Source organism: Bradyrhizobium sp. UBA2491 (assembly GCF_002341725.1).
GTDB lineage: Bacteria > Pseudomonadota > Alphaproteobacteria > Rhizobiales > Xanthobacteraceae > Bradyrhizobium.
This window is the reverse complement of the sequence record NZ_DDOP01000078.1, coordinates 96,207-116,389: the sequence shown is the minus strand read 5'-3', so window position 1 is coordinate 116,389 and position 20,183 is coordinate 96,207. Positions and strand designations below refer to the sequence as shown.

The following is a 20,183-nucleotide window of genomic DNA, read 5'->3' as shown; positions in this document are numbered from 1 at the left end:
GGTGCCGCGCTTCGAGTATTTCGAAGATCAGCGCAACTCGATTGCCGAGCCGCTTTCGGTGACGCCACACCGCTGACGACCTATCTCATTCCGAAGCGGTACGCGCACCGGAATGGTCGGGAGGTCGGAACGAGTCAATCTGAGCAAAACATCTGAAACGAAGGGGAAACGCATGCCCGAAGCATACATCATCGACGCCGTCCGCACGCCGCGTGGCATCGGCAAGCCCGGCAAGGGCGCACTGTCGCACCTGCACCCGCAGCAGCTGGCAGCAACCGTGCTCGGCGCGCTCAAGGAGCGCAACAAGCTCGATACGTCGACCGTCGACGACATCATCTGGTCGACCTCGACCCAGGAAGGCAAGCAGGGCGGCGATCTCGGCCGCATGTCGGCGCTCGCGGCCGGCTACGACATCAATGCCAGCGGTACGACACTGGATCGGTTCTGTGGCGGCGGCATCACCTCGGTGAACCTCGCGGCAGCCTCTGTCATGTCGGGGATGGAAGATTGCGTCATCGCCGGTGGCACCGAGATGATGAGCTATCAGCAGACCCTCGCCGCCGAGCGCTCCAAGGCGGGTCAGCCGGCGCGGATGATGGGGTCCGGCAATCCGGCGCTCGACGAGATTCATCCGCAGTCCCACCAGGGCGTGTGCGGCGACGCGATCGCGACGCGCGAGGGGATCAGCCGCGAGGCCTGCGATGCCCTGGCACTGACCAGCCAGCAGCGCGCCAAGCGGGCGATCGACGAAGGCCGCTTCGCCAAGTCGGTGATCCCGGTCCTCAACGACGACGGCAGCGTGGCCCTCGGCCGTGAGGAATTTCCGCGTCCCGAGACCACCGCCGAAGGCCTGGCTTCGCTGAAGCCCAGCTTCGAGCAGCTTGCCGATTTCGATCTCGGCAACGGCACGACCTTCAAGAAGCAGATCCAGCGCCGCTATCCGGGCCTCGAGTGGAAGGGCGTGCATCATGCCGGCAACAGCTCGGGCGTGGTGGACGGCGCCGCCGCGGTGCTGATCACGTCGAAGGACTATGCCGAGAAGCACGGCCTCAAGCCGCGCGGCCGGATCGTGGCCTATGCCAACCAGGGTGATGACCCGACGCTGATGCTCAACGCGCCGGTCCCGGCAGCCAAGAAGGTTCTCGCCAAGGCCGGCCTGACCAAGAACGACATCGATGTCTGGGAGATCAACGAGGCGTTCGCGGTCGTCGCCGAGAAGTTCATCCGCGACCTCGACCTCAATCGCGAGAAGGTCAACATCAACGGCGGCTCGATCGCGCTTGGCCATCCGATCGGCGCGACCGGATCGATCCTGATCGGCACCGCGCTCGACGAGCTCGAGCGCAGCGGCGGTCGTTATGGTCTGGTCACCATGTGCGCCGCCGGCGGCATGGCGCCCGCCATCATCATCGAACGCCTCTGATCGCGAAAGGACAACGCAATGAAACTCGATTCATCGGTCGCCGCCGTCGTCACCGGCGGCGCGTCGGGCCTCGGCGCGGCCACCTCGCGCGCGCTTGCCGCGCAGGGCGTGAAGGTCGCGATCTTCGACTTCAACGAGGAGAAGGGTGAAGCCATCGCCAAGGAAATCGGCGGTGTGTTCTGCAAGGTCGACGTCACCTCCGACGAGCAGGTCGATGCGGGCTTCGCCAAGGCCCGCGCGGCACATGGCCAGGAGCGCATCCTGGTGAACTGCGCCGGCACCGGCAACGCGGTGAAGACCGCGGGGCGGGACAAGAAGACCGGCGAGCCCACCCACTTCCCGATCGATGCCTTCAACCGCATCATCCAGATCAACCTCATCGGCACCTTCCGCTGCATCGCCAAGTCGGCGCAGGGCATGCTGTCACTGGCTCCGCTCGAGCACGGTGAGCGCGGCGCGGTCGTGAATACGGCTTCGGTCGCAGCCGAGGATGGTCAGATGGGGCAGGCGGCTTATTCGGCCTCGAAGGCCGGTGTCGTCGGCATGACCCTGCCGATCGCGCGCGACCTGATGGCCGAAGGCATCCGCGTCAACACCATCCTTCCGGGCATCTTCAACACGCCGCTGCTCCAGGGCGCCCCCGAGAACGTCAAGGCCGCGCTCAGCGCGTCGGTGCCGTTCCCGAAGCGCCTCGGCATGCCGGAGGAATATGCGCATCTGGCGCTGACGATGATCACCAACGGCTATTTCAACGGTGAAGACGTCCGTCTCGATGGCGCCATCCGCATGGCTCCGCGCTAGAGCATGATCCGGAAAGGCGCGAAGCGGCTTTCCGAAAAGATCATGTTCAAACAACAATCACGGCAACAGGAGACGAAGGCGATGTCCGACGAAACTCCGGTCCTCACTGAAGTCCGCGGACCGATCCTGATCATCACGCTGAACCGGCCGGAAGCCAAGAACGCGGCCAACCTTGCCCTCTCCAAGGGCGTGGCGGCGGCGATCGACCGGCTCGATGCCGACGATGCGCTCAGCGTCGGCATCATCACTGGTGCCGGCGGTACGTTTTGCTCGGGCATGGACCTCAAGGGGTTCCTGAAGGGCGAACGGCCGTCGATTCCTGGTCGTGGCTTCGCCGGCCTCACCGAGGCGCCGCCGAAGAAGCCGCTGATCGCGGCGGTCGACGGCTACGCGCTCGCCGGCGGGATGGAGATCGCGCTGTCGTGCGACATGATCGTCGCCAACCGCAACGCCAAGTTCGGGATCCCCGAGGTGAAGCGCGGTCTGGCGGCTGCGGCCGGCGGGCTGATCCGCATGCCGCGCCAGATGCCGTTCCGCGTGGCGATGGAGTTCGCGTTGACGGGCGAGTTCTTCGGCGCCGAGCGTGCCTATGAGCTCGGTATCATCAACCGCGTCACCGACGGCCCGGCGCTCGAGGCCGCGCTCCAGCTTGCAGCCGCGATCGGCGCCAATGGCCCGCTCGCCGTGAAGGCATCCAAGCAGGTGATCGTCGAATCCAGGCTCTGGCCCGAGGACCAGATGTGGAAGAAGCAGCAGGAGATCGTCGGTCCGGTCTTCGTGTCCGAGGACGCCCGCGAGGGTGCGGCTGCCTTCGCCGAGAAACGCGCGCCGAACTGGAAGGGCAAGTAACGCCGCGATTTGTTCGAAAACGGAGCGCCGGTTTTGATTGCAGCAGAGCCGGCGCTCCGAATTTTTGTGTGGGTGCCGCGCTCTTGAGAGCGCTGTTGGGTGAATGATGCGCAGCTTTACCGAAGATCAGGTCATCTTCCGCGATTCCTACCGCAAGTTCCTCGCCAGCGAGATCGCGCCCCATATGGAGGAGTGGCGAGAGGCTGGGATCGTCGATCGCAACGCGTTCAAGAAGGCCGGCGACCTCGGCTTCCTGATGATCTGGCCCGAGGAAAAATATGGCGGGATGGGCGACGAGGATTTCCGCTATGAGCAGATCATCATCGAGGAGACCGCGCGCTCGGGCTGCAAGGGCTGGTTCAACACGCTGCACAGCCGCCTGGTCGGTTCTTACTTCAAGCGCTTCGGCACCGAGGAGCAGCGCGACCGCTTCCTGCCCAAATGCGTCAGCGGCGAGACCATCCTGGCGATCGCGATGACCGAGCCCGGCGCGGGCTCGGACCTCGCGGGCATGCGGACGACGGCCGAGGACAAGGGCGATCATTTCCTGCTCAACGGCTCGAAGACCTACATCTCCAACGGCATCAATTCCGACGTCGTGATCGTCGCGGCCAAGCTCGCGGGCGCCGAGAAGAAGCACGCCATGGTGCTCTTGATCGTCGAACGCGGCATGGAAGGCTTCGAGCGCGGCCGCAATCTCAAGAAGATGGGCATGCCGGCGCAGGACACGGCCGAGCTGTTCTTCAACAATGTGAAGGTGCCCAAGGCCAACGTGCTGGGAGAGCCGGGCAGGGGCTTCTACTATCTGATGGAAGGCCTTGCCGAAGAGCGGCTGATCTCCGCGGTCGGATCGATCGCCAATGCCCGCAAGGCGTTCGACATCACGCGCACCTACGTGATGGACCGCAAGCTGTTCGGCCGGCCGCTCGCCGAACAGCAAAACACCCAGTTCCGCATGGCGGAGATGGATGCCGAGATCGACCTCGTGCAGGTCTATGTCGATCACTGCGTTGCCGAGCACAATGCGGGACGGCTGACCAGCAACATGGGCGCCAAGGCCAAGATGATGTCGTCGGAGGTCGAGTGGAAGATGCTCGACCTCGGCGTGCAGCTGCACGGCGGCGCGGGCTACATGGATGAATATCCGATCAGCCGGATGTTCACCGACGCGCGCGTCAACCGGATCCTGGCCGGAAGCTCCGAAGTCATGCGGCTGATCATCGGCCGCGATGTCTTCTCGGAGCAGTACAAGAGCATTCTGGACTAGCCGGTTACCACGATCCGGCTATCCATCTCGCTCTCGGCGTCAGCCGCGTGCCTGGCGCAGCGGCTCGCGTGCATACTCCTTCGAACGCAGCAGTGCATCGGCGAAGATCGGCTCCCAGGAGCGGATGTGGCTGCGGAGCAAGGTCGGCAGCGCTTCGGTCTCGCCGGCGAGCGCGAGCTCGATCAGCCGATAGTGCTCGGGCACCGAGGCCTGCTGCCGCTCGAGGCCGGCGCGGGAGCTGATGCCGTAGAGCCGCATCTTGTCGCGCAGGCCCATCACCATGTCGGTCAAGAGCTCGTTGCCGGCGGCCGCGATGAACTCGCGATGATAGTTGCGATCGGCTTCGAGATAGAGCTGGACGTCGTCGGTCTCGACAGCCTTGGCGATCTGGTCGGCCCAGCCGCGCACCGCTGGTAGATCGCTGGGCGGATTGGTAGCGACCAGCACGGCGGCGTGCAGCTCCAGCACCTCGCGCATGTCGAACAAATTGCGCAACTCGGTCAGCGTCGGCTCGACGACCTTGAAGCCGCGGTTGCGCATCGGCTCGACCAGGCCACCGCGGCTCAGTTCGAGCAACGCTTCGCGCACCGGGGTCGAGGAGACGCCAAGGCTCGCGGCGAGACTCGGCACCGAATACATCGTGCCTGGCAGGCTCTGCCCGGAAATGATCTCGGCGCGCACCCGTTGCAGCACCTGTTCGCGCAAATTCTGGTCCATGGGTGGTCGTCGCCGCCTCTCGTTGGGAACTCCGATTCGTCCCTTGATTATTACTTAGCCTTGACGGGACCGGTAGCGTATGACGTAAATGTGTAACGCGCTACCAAAATGCGTCACAAGCGCTGACTGGATTGTGAGACGGCTGTGAAACAGCGGCTACCCGGCTATTGCACGCTCTGTCGTTCGCGCTGCGGTGCTGTCACCGTGGTCGAGGACGGCCGCCTTGTCGGCGTAGAGGTATTAAATAACCATCCGACCGGTGGCGCGCTGTGCGCCAAGGGGCGTGCGGCCCCGGAAATCGTCGCCAGCCCGCGCCGGCTGACCGTTCCGCTGAAGCGGACCCATCCGCGCGGCGCCGCCGATCCGGGTTGGGTCGAGGTCACCTGGGACGAGGCGTTGACCGAGATCGCCGGCCGGCTCGCCAGCATCCGCGCCGAAAGCGGCGCCGAGGCGGTGGCATTCGGTGTCACCACGCCGAGCGGCACGCCGATGGTCGACAGCTTCGAGTGGGTCGAGCGCTTCATCCGCGGCTTTGGCAGTCCGAACCTGATCTACGCGGTCGAGGTCTGCGGCTGGCACAAGGACTACGCGCACGCCTTGACCTTCGGTCGCGGCATCGGCTTTCCCGATTACGACAATGCGGATGCGATCGTGCTGTGGGGCCACAACCCCGCGCGCACCTGGCTGGCGCAGGCGACGCGGATTGCCGACGCGCGGCGGCGTGGCGCCAAGGTCATCGTCGTCGATCCCAAGCCGAACGGCTCGGGTCAGCAGGCCGACCTCTGGCTGCGCATCCGTCCCGGCGCCGATGGTGCGTTGGCGATGGGTGCGATCCGGCATCTGATCACGACCGGCAGCTTCGATGCTGAGTTCGTCGACGCCTGGACCAACGGAGCGCTGCTGGTCGATCGCGCGACCGGGCGCTTCCTGCGCGCCGACGCGTTGTGGCCGGATGGCGCGCCGGACGCTTTCGTTCGCCTCGATGCGTCGGGCGCGCCGGTGTCATGCGATACCCGTTATGCGCAGCCAAGCGGCGGCCGGTTGCGCGGCGTGCCGTCGGTGCGTGCACGCGATGGCCGCATGATCGCAGCCGCGACCGCGTTCGAACTGCTGGCAGAACGCGCTGCACCCTACGCGCCGGCGCGCGTGGCGGAACTGACCTGGCTGCCCATCGCGGACATCGAGGCATTCAACGCGTTGCTGGCCGCCCGGCCGCGGCTCGCCTACCACTCATGGACCGGCGTCGGCCAGCACACCAATGCCACCGCGATCGAGCGTGCCATCGCATCGCTCTACGCGTTGACCGGTGCCTGTGATCGGCCCGGCGGCAATCGCTGGCCGGTCCCGCCGCCGACGCGCGCCCTCAACGACTACAACATCCTGTCGCGGGAGCAGCAGGCCAAGGCACTCGGCATCACCGAGCTGCCGCTCGGGCCGCCCGCCAAGGGCTGGATCACGGCGCGCGATTTCAGCCGCGCCGTGCTCGAGGGCGAACCCTATCAAGTGCGCGCACTGGTCGCCTTCGGCACCAACTTCGTGGTCTCGCAAGGCCATTCCGAACGCAACAAGGCGGCACTGAACGCGCTGGAATTCCAGGTTCATATCGACATGTTCATGAACCCGACCGCGGAGAGCGCCGATTTCGTGCTGCCGGCGAGCACGCCGTGGGAGCGCGATGCGCTCAAGATCGGGTTCGAGATCACGCAAGCGGCGGTCGAGACCGTGCAGTTTCGTCCGCGCATGGTCGAGCCGGTCGGCGCGGTCAAGGCCGACTATGAAATCGCGGCAGAGCTGGCGCTGAAGCTTGGCATGGACGAGCTGTTCTTCGGCGGCGACATCAAGGCCGGCTGGAATTACCAGCTGGCGCCGCTCGGGATCGGCGTCGAGGATTTGCGCGAGCATCCCGAAGGACGGCGTTTCCCGCAAGCCTTCCGCGACGAAAAATACGCGGTCGCACGCGAGGACGGAACGGTTGCCGGCTTCGCGACGCCGACGCGACGTGTCGAGATCTATTCGGAGCTGATGCTGGGACACGGGCACGATCCGTTGCCCGATCACGTCGAGCCGGTCGGAAGCCCGCTCACGACAGCCGCGGACGAGCGCTTTCCGTTGGTGCTGTCGACCGCCAAGAGCGGCTGGTTCGTGCACTCCTCCTGGCGCCATGTCGCCTCGTTGCGGCGAAAGTCGCCGGACCCGGCGGTCGAGATCAGCCCGCACCTCGCCGCGCAGCGTGGGCTGGTGGACGGCGACTGGGCCGTGGTGGAGACGCAAGGCGGCGCGGTGCGGCTGAAGGTGCGGCTCAATGTGGCGCTCGACGATCGTGTCGTGGTCGCCGAATTCGGTTGGTGGGAGGACTGCCCGCCGCTCGGCCGCGACCGCACCGCGGCGGCGGGTATCCACACGCGCAATATCAACGCCGTGCTGCGCGACGACGCACGCGATCCGGTCAGCGGCTCGGTGCCGCTGCGCGCCATCGTCTGCGATATCAGGCGTGACGGCGTGGCCAGTCGCGGCGTCTGGAGCGGCGGGCGGCGGTTTGTGGTCGGCGAGCGCCGCATCGAGGCCGATAACGTCGTGGCCCTCGGCCTGCGGCCGCGTGACGGTGGCCCGCTGCCCGACTTCCTGCCTGGACAGCATGTGATGATCTCGCTGCCCGGTGCCGCGGAGGCGCGCGCCTATTCGCTGACCGGGGCGGGCGATCTGCCGGACGCGCTGTCGATTGCGGTGAAGGGGCGCTTCCTCGGCGAAACGCGCCGGGACGACGCGCCGTTCTTCATGCCGGATCGCCTGCATGATCTTGCGATCGGCGACGAGGTGCTGCTGGAGCCGCCAGGCGGCATCTTCACGCCGCCATTGAAGGGACCGCGGCCGCTGATCTTCCTCGCCGCCGGCATCGGCATCACGCCGTTCATCAGCCATATCGAGACGCTGCAAGGCATTGCGCCACAGGATCGCGTTGGCGAGATCTTGCTGCTGCATGGTTGCCGCAACAGCCGCGAGCATCCGTTCGCGCAGCGGCTCGCGGAGCTGGAAGCCGGCACGCCAGGGCTGAAACGCTTGACTTTCTACTCCGCACCGCTCGCGGAAGACCCGATCGGCGCGGCTTCGCTGTGCCAGGGACGGCTCGATCTCGCGGAGGCCAAGCCGTTGCTGGCAAGCCGGCCGCTGGTCTACATCTGCGGTTCGCCGGATTTCGTCACCGCGCAAATCGAGGCCGCGGCGGCGCTCGGTATCCCGCGCTTCGATATCTTTGCCGAAAGCTTCGTGTCGCCGCCGGCGGTGCCGGACAACCTTGCGCCGCGGACCATCCGGCTGGCCGGCAGCAAGCAGAGCTTCTCGTGGGGACCTGAGCAGGGGACGCTGCTCGATGCGGCCAGCGCGGCAGGCGTCGCGCTGCCGAGCGGTTGCCGCGTCGGACAATGCGAAAGCTGCGCGGTCGAGGTCGTCGATGGGGAGTTCGCCCATCTCGGTCCCGTCGATGCAAGCGAGGGACGATGCCTCGCCTGCCAGGCCGTGCCGCTCACCGATCTCACGCTCGCGCTTTGACAACCAATGGGACTGAAGGCCGTAACCGCATCACCGGAAGGGGGATCAGATTAATGACGAATGCAACGCACGATCAAACCGTGAGCCTGCGAAAACCTGTCGCGGACAACATCATGGCGCGATTTTCGCAGGCCTTGGTGGCGTTCGCGGAGCGCTGGTTTCCGGATGCGTATGTCTTTGTTTTGATCGCGGTGATCGCGGTCGCCGCAGGCGCGATCCTGCACGGCGGCTCGCCGCTTGCCGTCAGCCGCGCCTTCGGCGACGGGTTCTGGAATCTGATTCCGTTCACGATGCAGATGGCGCTGGTCGCGATCGGCGGCTATGTCGTGGCGATGTCGCCGCCGGTGGCGGCCGTGCTGACGCGGCTCGCCAGCGTGCCGAAGACCGGGCGTGGCGCGGTGGTGTTCGTGGGCGTGCTCAGCATCTTTCTCTCGCTGCTGAACTGGGGCCTCAGCCTGATCTTCTCCGGCCTTCTGGTGCGGGAGATCGCGCGGCGCACCGACATCAGGCTCGACTACCGCGCAGCCGGCGCGGCCGGCTATCTCGGACTCGGCTGTGGCTTCACGCTTGGCATCACGTCGTCGGCCGCGCAGCTCCAGGCCAATGCTGGCAGCATCCCGGCATCGCTGCTGCCGATCACCGGCGTGATCGGATTCTCGGAAACCATCCTGACCTGGCAGAACATGGTCACCGTCGTGATGGTGACCGTGGTGTCGGCGGCGATCTGCTACTTCACGACACCGGCGCCGGAGCAGGCCAAGACCGCGGAAGACCTCGGCGTCGCGCTCGGCGATGATCGCATCGAGGCCAGGAAGCCGGCGCGGCCGGGCGACTGGCTCGAATTCAGCCCGCTGCTCACCATCTTGATCGCGCTGCTTGCCGCCGGCTGGCTGTGGCAGACGTTCCAGTCGGGCAATCCGCTGATCACGCTGTCGGGGCTCAACACCTACAATTTCGTCTTCCTCATTCTCGGCATCGTGCTGCACTGGCGGCCGCGCAGCCTGATCGAGTCGTTCTCCAAGGCGATGCCGAGCGTCTCCGGCGTGCTGCTGCAATTTCCGTTCTATGCGGGCATCGCGCAGATCCTGACCAAGGTGCCGAACAGCAGCGGCACGACGCTGTCGGATACGATCGCACACTGGTTCGTCGGCGCCTCCAGCAATTCCACCGTGTTCTCGTTCCTGGTCGGCATCTATTCGGCGCTGCTCGGCTTCTTCGTGCCGTCGGCCGGCGGCAAATGGATCATCGAGGCCCCCTACATCATGAAGGCGGCCAACGATATCGGTGCGCATCTCGGCTGGACGGTCATGGTCTACAACATCGCCGAGACGCTGCCGAACTTCATCAACCCGTTCTGGATGCTGCCGCTGCTCGGCATTCTCGGCCTGAAGTCGAAGGATCTGATCGGCTACACGTCGGTGCAGTTCTTCATCCACTTCCCGATCGTGATGCTGCTGGCCGCGATCCTGATGGCGACCTTCACGTATCACCCGCCGATCATCCCTTGAGCAATGCGGGCCGGGCACCACGAGATGGTGCCCGGCCACGATTGCGCCAGATCGAGCCGGCTGCACCCGGCATCACCTAAACTGTGCTGTTTTTCCGCCGGCCGCGAATGAGGCATCGCGCCGGGCTCTGATCTTTGGTCAGTCATTTCATTGACCGCCGCGTGGTTCGGCCGGATATTGGTGCGCGATATCCGTGCCGTTCAAGGTTACCGCCATGAGACATATCCACCGCAGCCTGATGTGCGACATGCGTCACCGCATGCAGCATCGCTGCGTCTCGGCGGCGACCGGCGTCTGTTGTTGATCGCTTCGAAATCCAGAGCACTCGACAATCAGACAGGAGCGCCGTCATTCGGCGATCGAGCACGCATGTCCCAGACCCAGTCTCAACCATCCCAAGCTTACGTCATCGAAGTATCGGATCGAACCGCGGGCATCGTCGTCAGCGATAGCGGCGGCTTCTGCTTCTTCTCCTCGGACCGCGCTTTTGACGGCCTCGACGGTGGCCATTTCGGTTCCGCGCGCGCCGCGGAGCGCGCGGTGAGGGCGCACCTGCAACGGCGCCGGAGCCGGCCGTCATCGATCTCAGGCAACATCTGAAAGGACCATCATGACCACCCGACGCATCATCCTTGCCGCCGCGCTGGCGTTCTCCGCACTTGCGGTTGTGCCAGCTCACGCCGAAGACAAGCCGGCCGAGATCCGCATCGGCACCCAGAAGGGCGGCTTGTTCCCCGCCGTCCGGCAGCGCCACACCGTCGAGGACGCGTTCAAGCCGCTCGGCATCGAGGTCAAGTGGATCGACTTCCAGTTCGGGCCGCCGCTGCTCGAGGCGATCAATGTCGGCAGCGTCGATTTCGGCTTCGTCGGTGATACGCCGCCGATCTTCGCGCAGGCCGGCGCGGCCAGCATCCGCTACGTCGCGGCGGTGACGTCCGACGGCAGCAACCAGGCGATCATCGTGCCGGCGGACTCGCCGATCCGGACGCTCGCCGATCTCAAGGGCAAGCGCGTTGCGTTCGGCAAGGGCTCGAGCGCGCACAATCTGCTGGTCGCGGCGCTCGACAAGGCCGGCCTCAGCTGGGCCGACATCACCCCGACGCCGTTGGCGCCGGCGGACGCAACCGTGGCCTTCTCCAGGGGGATCGTCGACGCCTGGTCGATCTGGGATCCGTATCTGGCTTTGGCGGAGCTCAAGGACAAGGTGCGCGTCATCGCCTTCGATAAGGACGTGCACAAGCCGAACGCGTTCTACATCGCGGGATCGGATTTCGTGGCGAAGTATCCGTCCACCGTCGCGAAGCTCAACGCGATCTTCGCCGCAGAAGGAAAATGGGCCGCGGACCACCGCGAGGAGGTGGCCCGTGCCCAAGCCGAGGCGACCGGCGTCGACATCGAGGCGATCAGGCGCTTCGTCGCGCGTTCGAACTATCAGGTGGTGCCGCTCGATGCGGAGATTGTCAGGAGCCAGCAGGCGATTGCCGATCGGTTCAAGGCGATCGGGCTGATTCCGAAGCCGATCAACGTGTCGGATATCGTCTGGAAATGGACGCCGGGCTCGTGAACGTTAGCGCGAGCTTGACGTCCAGATGGCGCTGCAGGCAACTATCGTTTCATAGCCGCCTGCAGCGTTCTATCCCTGATGGGTTGGGTTATCGCCTGTCTATTTGTTCGTCGATGGCAGGTGGGTGTCCACCAGGCTCGCTGCTTTCCGCGCGGCTGGCTTGTATGGGCAAACCATTGTCAATCGGAGAAGTGTCGGAGCCTTGCGGTCTCCGTCTCCGTATTCCCAGACCAATCTGATGTCGTGCAGGTCGGCGTCAGGCGCGTCTTCCTTCTGCTCCATCACGTCGATCAAGATCGGTATCGGAGGCTCTGAGTTGAAGCACTTCCGGACACTGGCGTCCAACAGTGCGCATTTTGTTGAGGGGACGACAACGTGCTCGTCGTTCGACAGCGGCTTGGTGTTGGGCTGCGCTGACAGTTGTATCCGGGCCTGACCAACGCTCCGGTACCACGCCTTGCCGACGCCGCTCGGCCAAGTCTCCGTCGGTGTGAGGATCGGTTGATATTGACCGTACTCCATCGTGTGGATGTCGATCTGATCCGATGCCTTGAGCTTCGCGACGCTCCGCTTCATGTTGTCCAAAGGATAGTAGTTACTGTTCATCAGCTCTTTGAACTGCTCGTCGTTGTAGATTCCGCCCATCGATTTTCCTCCGATGTGAGATGCGACCTGGGTTGGAAAACTTGCAGTGTATCCAAGCTTGTCGGCGAGCGGCCTGGTTCAGCTTGGTCTCAACTAGATCGAGACGCTCGGTTCTATCTGCTCAAAGAAAGGTATCATCCAAGACGACGACGCGTCAACCAATGCAACCTTGAGGTATTATTCTCGGAGCAGCCCTTGGGTTTCGCCCAGTGCGAAAGCGCGATGCTGGCGGAGGACCAAACGCCCAACACGACCATTGAGACAGCGGCGAGGTCAAAAAATCTCGCGACCGGTGCTCCTTGTCTTGATAGCCACCAGCCTCCGAGCACGATGAGGAGTAACCGGGCCGTCTGCGCCAGCACTGGCCCCAGTACCTTCGCTGCTCCTTGCGACGAGAAGTAGATCGATGATCCAAGTCCAAGAAAGGCATAGAATGGTGCGACGGTTGCAAGATATTCGCGGCCGATGGCCCGTACGATCGAGTCTTCAGTGAAGATATTGATCCAAAGATCCGGGAGCATCGCGATGAGTCCTGTAGGCAGGCCAATTACGATGAACGCGACGAACCCTGCCGTCCAGGCGATGCGCTTGGCTCTGGAGATGCGCTCCGCACCAATCGCGATTCCTATCATCGGCACCGATGCGACACCGACTGAGAAGGCGATCGAGATCAGTACGTATTCAAGTCTTGCGCCGATGCCGTAGGCTGCGAGTGCAGCGGTCCCAAACACCGCTAGAAGGTGTGTAAGGACCCCGGTCGTCAGGACGGACTGTAACGGTGAGAAGCAAGCAACGGCACCAACTTTCAGGATGTCCAGAAGCATTGCCGACTGAACATGGAGCCCTCGCAACTTGGGAACGATGCCAGCGCGCCCGGTGAACAAGTACCAGCCGATGACCGCGATGTTGATTGAATAAGCGATCAGTGTGCCTGCCGCAACTCCATGCATGCCAAGTTGCGGTACCGGCCCGAAGCCAAGGCCCAGCACACCTCCCAGGACAATCTGGCAAGCAGCGGAATTGAGGATCATGAGTGAGGGCAACTTCATGTTGCCGGTACCGCGCAGAATACCTGCCATCGTGTTCAGCAGCCAAGGTATGACTGCGCCGCCGAAGTAGACGTGGCTGTATGCAACGGCCTGTGCCAATGCGTGACCCTTGCCGCCGAGCGACTTGAGCAGCGATGGGCCGAACATGAGCATGCCCAGCATAAAGACGACGCCGAGTGAGATTCCAATCAGAAGGGCATGTGTCGCCAAAGTTGCAGCGCGGTCGCGGTCGTCCGCGCCGAGCGCACGCGCAATGGCTGATGCCACGCCACCGGCCATTGCTCCGCCTGACATGCTCATGGTTAGCATCACGCAAGGAAATATCAGCGCGAGCCCGGCGAGCGCGTCGACCCCGAGCCGGCCGATATAGTAGGTCTCTGCGACTGCCACGAGGGTGCCTGCGGAGAATGCGATCGCGTTCGGCCAAGCGAGCCCAAGCAGAGTTTGCAGAATCGGTCCTTCGAGCAGCGCTTTTACGCGCGCTTGAGAAGATGAGGGCGGACGCTTTTCCGCATCGGTTGCAATCTTGTCGGCAGGAACATCAGACATGGCTGTTCCTTCGCATCTGGGAACGGTTCTAGGCAGACAAACTATCTATGAGTGTATCAATCGGACTCTTCGCTTGTTGCAGGTTGGAGAATGTTGGCGCCGAGTCCAACCTGCCTCGTGAGGCAGGCTGGCCGCGTTCTTGAGGCATCCAGCTCTTGTCGCCGGGCTGCTGCTCGCCTCCAAAATATCGCGGACGATGGCGTGTGGTCCGCAGCGAAATCAGGCCGGGCAGACCATCGTCAGCAGGAGAAGGGTCGGCGGCTGGTCGTCGCCATTCTTATGCTCCCAGGTCAGCAGGATGTCGTGCCGGTCGGCGTTCGGCGCAGTCTTGTCCTGCTCCTTCACGTCGATCTGCATCGGGATCGGTGGTTCGGAGTTGAAGCACTTGCGGACGCTGGCATCCAGCAGTGCGCACTTGGTCAGCGGGACGACGCCGGGTTGGTCCTTGGAGAGTGCCGCGCTGTTGGGCTGGGTTGCGAGGTCCAGACGGGCCTTGCCCATCTCCCGCTGCCACAACTTGCCGCTTCCGCTCGGCCATTTGTCCCTGGGCGACAGGATCGGCTGATACTGGCCGTATTCGAGCGTCTCTATGTCGATCAGTTCTGACGATTTAAGTATAGCAACGCTCTTGATCATGTTCTGCAAAGGATAGTAGTTTGCGTTGATATGATCTTTAAATTGCTGGTTGTTATAGACACGTCCGCTCATCGCGTTTTCCTTTCAGTATAACTTTGGCTTGCTGTAGTGGTGCGTAGGTTTCTGTAAAAGCTGGTTCGCCCGACGAAATGGGTCGTGCGCGGGCACATTTCTGTCGCGCTCCGACCTACCACTCAAGACTGTGGCTCGTCCAGTTCAACAACCTTCTTGTGCAGGTTTGGGTGTGCTTCGACCCCGTGTCCGGATTGATAAGCATGTCCCGATTGGTAATCTCTACCCCAAGCTGCTCATCCGGGATGCTGAGCTGGCGATAACGCAGCAGCCTTGAGAGCAGGGAATGCTTTGTTTTGCATGCCAATCGGCGATCGGAGCGGACGACAGTTGGTGCGCCAAATGCGGCGCCGCCGTCGCGAATCGAGTGGATCCCGATAGCGAACAGCGATTTGTGACGATCCTTCGTGCCGACGTGGTGGATTCCACGGGGCTCGTTGCGGATCTGGAGCCGGAAGCCGCGGTCTCGCGTCTGGAGCCGGCCCTGGCCGCCATGCGAAGCGCGGTGCGGCAGTTCGGCGGCATCGTCAGCAAAGAACTGGGTGACGGGTTGTCCGCGGTTTTCGGCGCACCGATCGCCGACGACAACCACGCGCCGCTGGCCTGCCATGCCGCGATCGAGTTGGTTCGGCGCGTCGCCGGCCTCGGCGACGCCGGGCTCCAGGTTCGGGTCGGGCTCCATTCCGGACGGGTGGTGGCCTACATGGTCGCCAGCGAATATTCCAAGGTCTATGAGATCGGCGGGGTAGCGCAGCACCTTGCAGCGAGGCTCGAAGCGGTCGCTGGGCCGAACCAGATCTACGCGTCCGAGGCCTGTCAGAACCTTGCCGAGGGCAACGTTCAGTTCGAATATTTGGGACGACAGCAACTCAAAGGTTTCAGCGAGCCCTTGCCTGTCTACCGCGTCACTGGTGCAGCGGATGTCTCCAGTTGGCGGGTACGCAGGGCGCGGCGTGTGGCGCGGTTTGTCAACCGCGTGGAAGAAACCGCGCTGCTCAAACGGCTGGCGCACAGCGCTGGCCCTGGCCGGCAAACGGCGTTCCTGATTGGTGAACCTGGCATTGGAAAATCGCGGCTGGTGCACGAGTTCGTTGACGAGCTCCAACGTGAGGGGTGGCGTCCCGTCCACGCCGAGTGCAGCCCGAATCTTCAAGGTGCCCCGTTCAGCGCCCTGAAGGCGCTGATGCTTTCAATTCTGGCGGACGACTCGACAGGGCTCCAGTCGGATCTGACGGCGGTCCAGCGTTCCGCGATCGACGCGGTGTTGGATCGTCCGATATCTGATCCGGAATGGGCCGAGTTGGAGCCCCACGCGCGCGGCCGCGCGATCATCGACGCGAGTTGCACCGTCGTCGAAAGCGTCGTTCTGCGCCAGCGCACGGTGATCCTGATCGAGGATCTGCACTGGATCGATCGTGCGAGTGAGGCCGTCATGGCGGCGCTTGCGTCTCTCAAGGCTCCCGGTCTGCTGATGCTGCTGACCAGCAGACCCAACGGAATTCCGGATTGGATCGAGCGTTGCAACGCCGAGATTGCCGCTCTGCGTTCCCTCGGCGAAGATGCGGGACGAGAAATGCTGGACGACATTCTGGGCTTGTCGGAGAACATGACCGACCTGAAGAGCCGTGTCGTTCTCCACACGGCCAGCGTGCCGCTGTTCATCGAAGAGGTTTGTCGCAGCCTCAAGGACAGCGGAATCCTCCGGGGGCATTGGGGCGATCTCGCGCTTGCTCGTCCGGTCGGCGACTTGGGCATTCCGAGCAGTATCCAGGGCGTTATTGCCACACGTCTGGATCGTGTGTCGAAGGAGGAACGCTCACTTTTGCAGATCGCGGCAGCGATTGGACCGCACTCCACAGAATCCATGTTGCGCGAAATTGCAGGTTTGCCTGGCGAGGCTATGCAGCGATGCCTGGAGGCTCTCGATCGCGCCGAGTTTCTCGTGAGGATCGATGCCGAACCGGATGATATGCTCGAGTTCCCGCACGAGATGATCCGCCAGGTGACGTATGACTCGATGGTCGAGAAGGTCCGTGAAAGTGTCCACGCGCGCATTCTCGCAACCCTGGAGAGCAGCGGACGTTGGCACGATGAACCCAACAGACTTTGTTATCATGCGACACGAGCCAAGGATTGGCAGAAGGCGTTTACGTATGGGCGAGCCGCGGCACGACGAAGTCTAACGCGATCGGCGTTCGCCGGTGCGGCCAGCTATTTCGAGACTGCCATGACGGCACTCGACAAGATGCCGTTCTCCCGCTTGAGGGAGACTGACGCCGTCGATCTGAGGATCGAAGCGCGGGTGGCATTCATGTGGTCGGGAAAGGTTGCGGAATCGTTCGACCTTGGCAAGGAAGCCGAGCGCCGTGCCGATGCAATCGGCGACATAGGACGCAAGGTTGCGGCCATGACGATGAGGTCGGGTACGCAGAATTTCTACGGAACGCCTGTCGAGGCGATTGCTACCGGCGAGGCGGTCGTGGGCCTGGCCGGGCAATGGGGTAATTCGGGCTGGATCAACCTCGCTCAATACACACTTGGCCAAGCCTATTTCATCGCCGGTCGGCTGCGGGACGCCGAGCAGATGCTCGGCCAGGCCTGCGTCCAGCTTTCCGGGCCGGATGCCAGCGCGCCGCCCGGGACGACCCCGAAAACCCTGCTGCTGCTCTGCTGCATGATGAAGAGCGTGACCCACACCACGTTGGGAGAGATCGACACGGCCATCGAGTTTCATCAGCGCGCCATGGCGATCGCCAATGAAAGCAATCGGCCGTTCGATCGCGTTGGCACGGGATATAGCGGCGGCTTCCTGATGCTCGGCCAGGGCAATCCGGCGGGAGCAGCGGGCATCCTGGAGGAGGCCTTCGCCGTCACGCAGAAATATGGGATTCGTCTCTTCGCGCCCGTTGTCGAGTGCCATCTCGGCATTGCGTATCTGGAGCAGGGCCGGTTCGCTGAGGCGCGAAAGACGCTCACCGATGCCCGAGAGGAGGCGAAGTCGGTCGGCTACACCTCGATCGTGCTGCGCACCTCGATCTATCTGGCGCAAGCCTTGAGCCGGCTCGGTGACGTGCCAGCGGCGCTCGGCATGCTGCGCGAAGCTCGGAATACCGCGCGCCAGCAGGGATTTTCCGGACTGGAAGCCGAGGCTTTGCTGGGCGAGGCCGCAATGCTGCCGGCCTCGAATGAGGCCGAGCGGAGTTCAGTTCTTCACCAGTTGCGTGCCGCGATCGGAATTGCGTCTGATATCGGCGCGAAGCCGTTGCTTCACCGGGCCGAAACGGCTCTGAACGCCATGCTGGCCGATTCGCAGGGGAATCTTTTGCGCCGTTAGCGCTCGAATTACCTGCTCAAGGAGCGGTAAAGCGGGATGAGGATCGGTCCGACGTCGTGGCGCGTCAGGATGCGGCCGCGAGCGGTGGAGAGACCACCTGCGGCGCCTCTGGCATTTGCGTGGCCGTCGTCGCCAGCTGGAAGCGGATGCCGTGGACGGAGACGGTCAGCGGGATGCCGCGGAAGTCGTCGTGGAAGGCGCGAATCCGCCGCGCCAGCTCGCCGGCGTTGATGCCGGCGGGAAGCTCGCACATCTCCCGGTACATCTGCCGTGTGCTCTTGATCCCGCACCAGGCAATCGGCAGTTCGGCGAGCGGCGAGGGATCGCAAGCGAGATCGCGTGACATCCGCCAGAACAGATGGGCAAGCCGCACATAGGCGATCTGCTCAAGCCCGCGGACGCTGATCTTGTCAGGAATGATGAAGGATTCGACCCCGACGATCGGGCCGGAATCGACCCGCGCAGCCATCACATGGGCGACCGCGCCGAATATGCGGGCACCGTCATAGAGTGCGAAATGCGCCGGAGCCCAGCCGGGATATTGCGGGGGGCCGGGGTGGAAATTGTAGGCGCCGTGGCCGAGCGCGGCCAGGATGCTCTCGGGCACGATGACGCCGGTGGTGAATGCCAATAGCCGGGCGTCGCGCAGCACCTCCGGCTCGATCGCGGCGAGGTCTTCGGCGGTCACGGCGCAGCGGAACGACAGCGCCGGATTGTGCGCCTTCAGCAATTCGGTGAGCGCGAATTGCTGGCTGGCGACGCCGGTGAGAAGGATGATGGTCTTCATGATGTGGATATCCTTCCCTGTTTCAGTTGTTCTGGCGGTCTCAGCCGAACTGGCCGGCCATCACGACGACGCTTCCGGCGTCGCGGGATTGGCCTACGGTGCGGAACAGATCGGCCGGCAGCGTCTGCCACGGCGCGATCTCGATGATGCGGTTGTTGGCGCGTTTCGCCGCCGATTTCGCCGCGCGGATATCGTCCTGCCACGGGCAGAGCGCGAGCTCGAGCCGGCCGAAGCCGCCGCAATCGGCGGTGAATGCGCCGGTCACGGCCTCGATACTCGCAGCCATCTCGCGCGCGTCACTGGCTGCGATATCGCGCATGATCACGGTGATCGCGTCGTTCGAGGCCGCCTGGGACTGGATCACGATCATGGCGTCGCGGCCGCCGCTGCGGCTGGCGCGCCGCGCGGCCCGCATCGCGACGCCGAATTCGGCGTCGGGACCAAGGTCGCTATTGTCGCCGGGCAGGTTGTGAACGACCGTGGTGTGGCGGGGCGTGCCGACGTCCTCGGCCGGGGCATGGTACGAGCGCGGCAGCCAGACGGTGTCGAGCGCCATCTGCGACGACGTCAGGCTCCATGCCTGGTCGAGCAGGTAGCCATCCCAGACCGCGGGATAGGCGGACGCGACATGATGCCAGCCGCGCAGCAGTGCTTCTGCCGCCGCGGTGCGACCGAGATAGAGGGTGCGCGCCGACATCTCCCACCGGTTCCACTTATGGAGTGCGACGTCGCAATCGAGCGAGGACGGCAACAGGGGTGGCTCGCTGAGCGTTGCATCGGCCGCGATGAACAGCAGCGGCTCGGGGTGTGTTTCCCACATCCGCAGCATGAATGCGGATATCTCGGACGCGCGCATCTGCTCACCGTCCGCGGTGTCGATCGGCTCGATGTCGCAGGCGATCTGGAATTCGGCCAGCTTCTCCCGGAGCGCGTCGGCGTGATCGTCGCCGCGAGAGCGGGGATAGCAGGAGACCACGCGTAACGGAGCCTTGGACCTGGAGCCTGCCTCGGGCGCGATCGGGCGCCAGGTGAGGCCGCCCCACCACATCTCGTGCGGGCCGTCCGCGCTCGGCCCGATCGTGCCGAAATCGGTCAGCTTGGACTTCAGGAAATCGAAAGCCGGATTTTCGCCGAACGGCACGACGACCATGCAATCGGTGCGGAGCGATCGGTAGAGCATCTCGGCTGCTGGGCCGCTCGGCGGCTCGGCGAGAACGATGACGCCATGGTCGCGGGCGGGCACTGAACCGGGTTGATGGACGGCTGCGCGCCCAAGCCGTTCGGACAGCCATGCCAGCCGGCGGCGTTGTGCCGTGCCCATCCGGATGCCGTTTGCCGATAGCAATTGGTCAAAATTCGTCTGCAAGCCGTCTGCTTGCGCCGTGTCAGCCGATGTCATGCCCGCGCTACCCCTCGTTAACTACTACGTACGGGGC

Annotated in this window: 15 protein-coding genes; 9 read left to right on the top strand and 6 right to left on the bottom strand. The window is 64.0% G+C overall.

Going from position 1 to position 20,183, the window contains the following annotated elements; all coding sequences use genetic code 11:
- Nucleotides 1-172: 172 nt before the first annotated feature.
- The 4 genes from B2W55_RS25920 (at nucleotide 173) to B2W55_RS25905 (ending at nucleotide 4,340) form a co-directional block, all read left to right on the top strand.
- Complete coding sequence (locus B2W55_RS25920; protein ID WP_024580185.1) at nucleotides 173-1,423, top strand: acetyl-CoA C-acetyltransferase; 1,251 nt, start codon at nucleotides 173-175, stop codon at nucleotides 1,421-1,423.
- Nucleotides 1,424-1,441: 18 nt separating this feature from the next.
- A complete protein-coding gene (locus B2W55_RS25915; protein ID WP_024580186.1) occupies nucleotides 1,442-2,224 on the top strand; it encodes an SDR family NAD(P)-dependent oxidoreductase in 783 nt (260 codons plus the stop codon).
- An 81-nt stretch (nucleotides 2,225-2,305) separates the two neighbouring features.
- Nucleotides 2,306-3,073 (top strand): crotonase/enoyl-CoA hydratase family protein, encoded by a 768-nt coding sequence (locus tag B2W55_RS25910; RefSeq protein ID WP_024580187.1) that lies wholly within the window; start codon nucleotides 2,306-2,308, stop codon nucleotides 3,071-3,073.
- A gap of 106 nt (nucleotides 3,074-3,179) precedes the next feature.
- On the top strand, nucleotides 3,180-4,340 hold the full coding sequence (locus tag B2W55_RS25905; RefSeq protein ID WP_029878933.1) for an acyl-CoA dehydrogenase family protein: 1,161 nt from the start codon (nucleotides 3,180-3,182) through the stop codon (nucleotides 4,338-4,340).
- 39 nt (nucleotides 4,341-4,379) lie between these two features.
- Here B2W55_RS25905 and B2W55_RS25900 read toward each other — a convergent pair whose 3' ends face one another.
- On the bottom strand, nucleotides 4,380-5,057 hold the full coding sequence (locus B2W55_RS25900) for a GntR family transcriptional regulator (RefSeq protein ID WP_024580189.1): 678 nt from the start codon (nucleotides 5,055-5,057) through the stop codon (nucleotides 4,380-4,382).
- Between the two features lie 144 nt (nucleotides 5,058-5,201).
- On the opposite strand from B2W55_RS25900, the gene B2W55_RS25895 reads away from it, so the two are divergent.
- From B2W55_RS25895 to B2W55_RS25880, 4 genes are all read left to right on the top strand, one after another.
- A complete protein-coding gene (locus B2W55_RS25895; RefSeq protein WP_024580190.1) occupies nucleotides 5,202-8,603 on the top strand; it encodes a molybdopterin-dependent oxidoreductase in 3,402 nt (1,133 codons plus the stop codon).
- A gap of 113 nt (nucleotides 8,604-8,716) precedes the next feature.
- Nucleotides 8,717-10,111 carry a short-chain fatty acid transporter gene (locus B2W55_RS25890; protein WP_244442164.1) on the top strand — a complete coding sequence of 465 codons (1,395 nt, stop codon included), beginning with the start codon at nucleotides 8,717-8,719 and terminating at the stop codon, nucleotides 10,109-10,111.
- 150 nt (nucleotides 10,112-10,261) lie between these two features.
- Nucleotides 10,262-10,711, top strand: a complete 450-nt coding sequence (locus B2W55_RS34270; RefSeq protein WP_371412488.1) for a hypothetical protein — start codon at nucleotides 10,262-10,264, stop codon at nucleotides 10,709-10,711.
- 10 nt (nucleotides 10,712-10,721) lie between these two features.
- Complete coding sequence (locus tag B2W55_RS25880; RefSeq protein WP_024580193.1) at nucleotides 10,722-11,675, top strand: aliphatic sulfonate ABC transporter substrate-binding protein; 954 nt, start codon at nucleotides 10,722-10,724, stop codon at nucleotides 11,673-11,675.
- Between the two features lie 99 nt (nucleotides 11,676-11,774).
- On the opposite strand, the gene B2W55_RS25875 is transcribed toward B2W55_RS25880, so the two are convergent.
- From B2W55_RS25875 to B2W55_RS25865, 3 genes are all read right to left on the bottom strand, one after another.
- Nucleotides 11,775-12,320, bottom strand: a complete 546-nt coding sequence (locus B2W55_RS25875) for a hypothetical protein (protein ID WP_024580194.1) — start codon at nucleotides 12,318-12,320, stop codon at nucleotides 11,775-11,777.
- 134 nt (nucleotides 12,321-12,454) lie between these two features.
- On the bottom strand, nucleotides 12,455-13,918 hold the full coding sequence (locus B2W55_RS25870; protein ID WP_024580195.1) for an MATE family efflux transporter: 1,464 nt from the start codon (nucleotides 13,916-13,918) through the stop codon (nucleotides 12,455-12,457).
- Between the two features lie 219 nt (nucleotides 13,919-14,137).
- On the bottom strand, nucleotides 14,138-14,626 hold the full coding sequence (locus B2W55_RS25865; RefSeq protein ID WP_024580196.1) for a hypothetical protein: 489 nt from the start codon (nucleotides 14,624-14,626) through the stop codon (nucleotides 14,138-14,140).
- A gap of 286 nt (nucleotides 14,627-14,912) precedes the next feature.
- Here B2W55_RS25865 and B2W55_RS25860 point away from each other — a divergent pair, with 286 nt between their 5' ends.
- On the top strand, nucleotides 14,913-17,960 hold the full coding sequence (locus tag B2W55_RS25860; RefSeq protein ID WP_024580197.1) for an ATP-binding protein: 3,048 nt from the start codon (nucleotides 14,913-14,915) through the stop codon (nucleotides 17,958-17,960).
- 64 nt (nucleotides 17,961-18,024) lie between these two features.
- Here B2W55_RS25860 and B2W55_RS25855 read toward each other — a convergent pair whose 3' ends face one another.
- Nucleotides 18,025-18,750: a formyltransferase family protein gene (locus B2W55_RS25855; protein ID WP_024580198.1), complete on the bottom strand. Its 726-nt coding sequence runs from the start codon at nucleotides 18,748-18,750 to the stop codon at nucleotides 18,025-18,027.
- A gap of 37 nt (nucleotides 18,751-18,787) precedes the next feature.
- Entirely contained in the window at nucleotides 18,788-20,113 is a 1,326-nt protein-coding gene (locus B2W55_RS25850) for a hypothetical protein (RefSeq protein WP_035635435.1), read from the bottom strand.
- Nucleotides 20,114-20,183 lie beyond the last annotated feature (70 nt).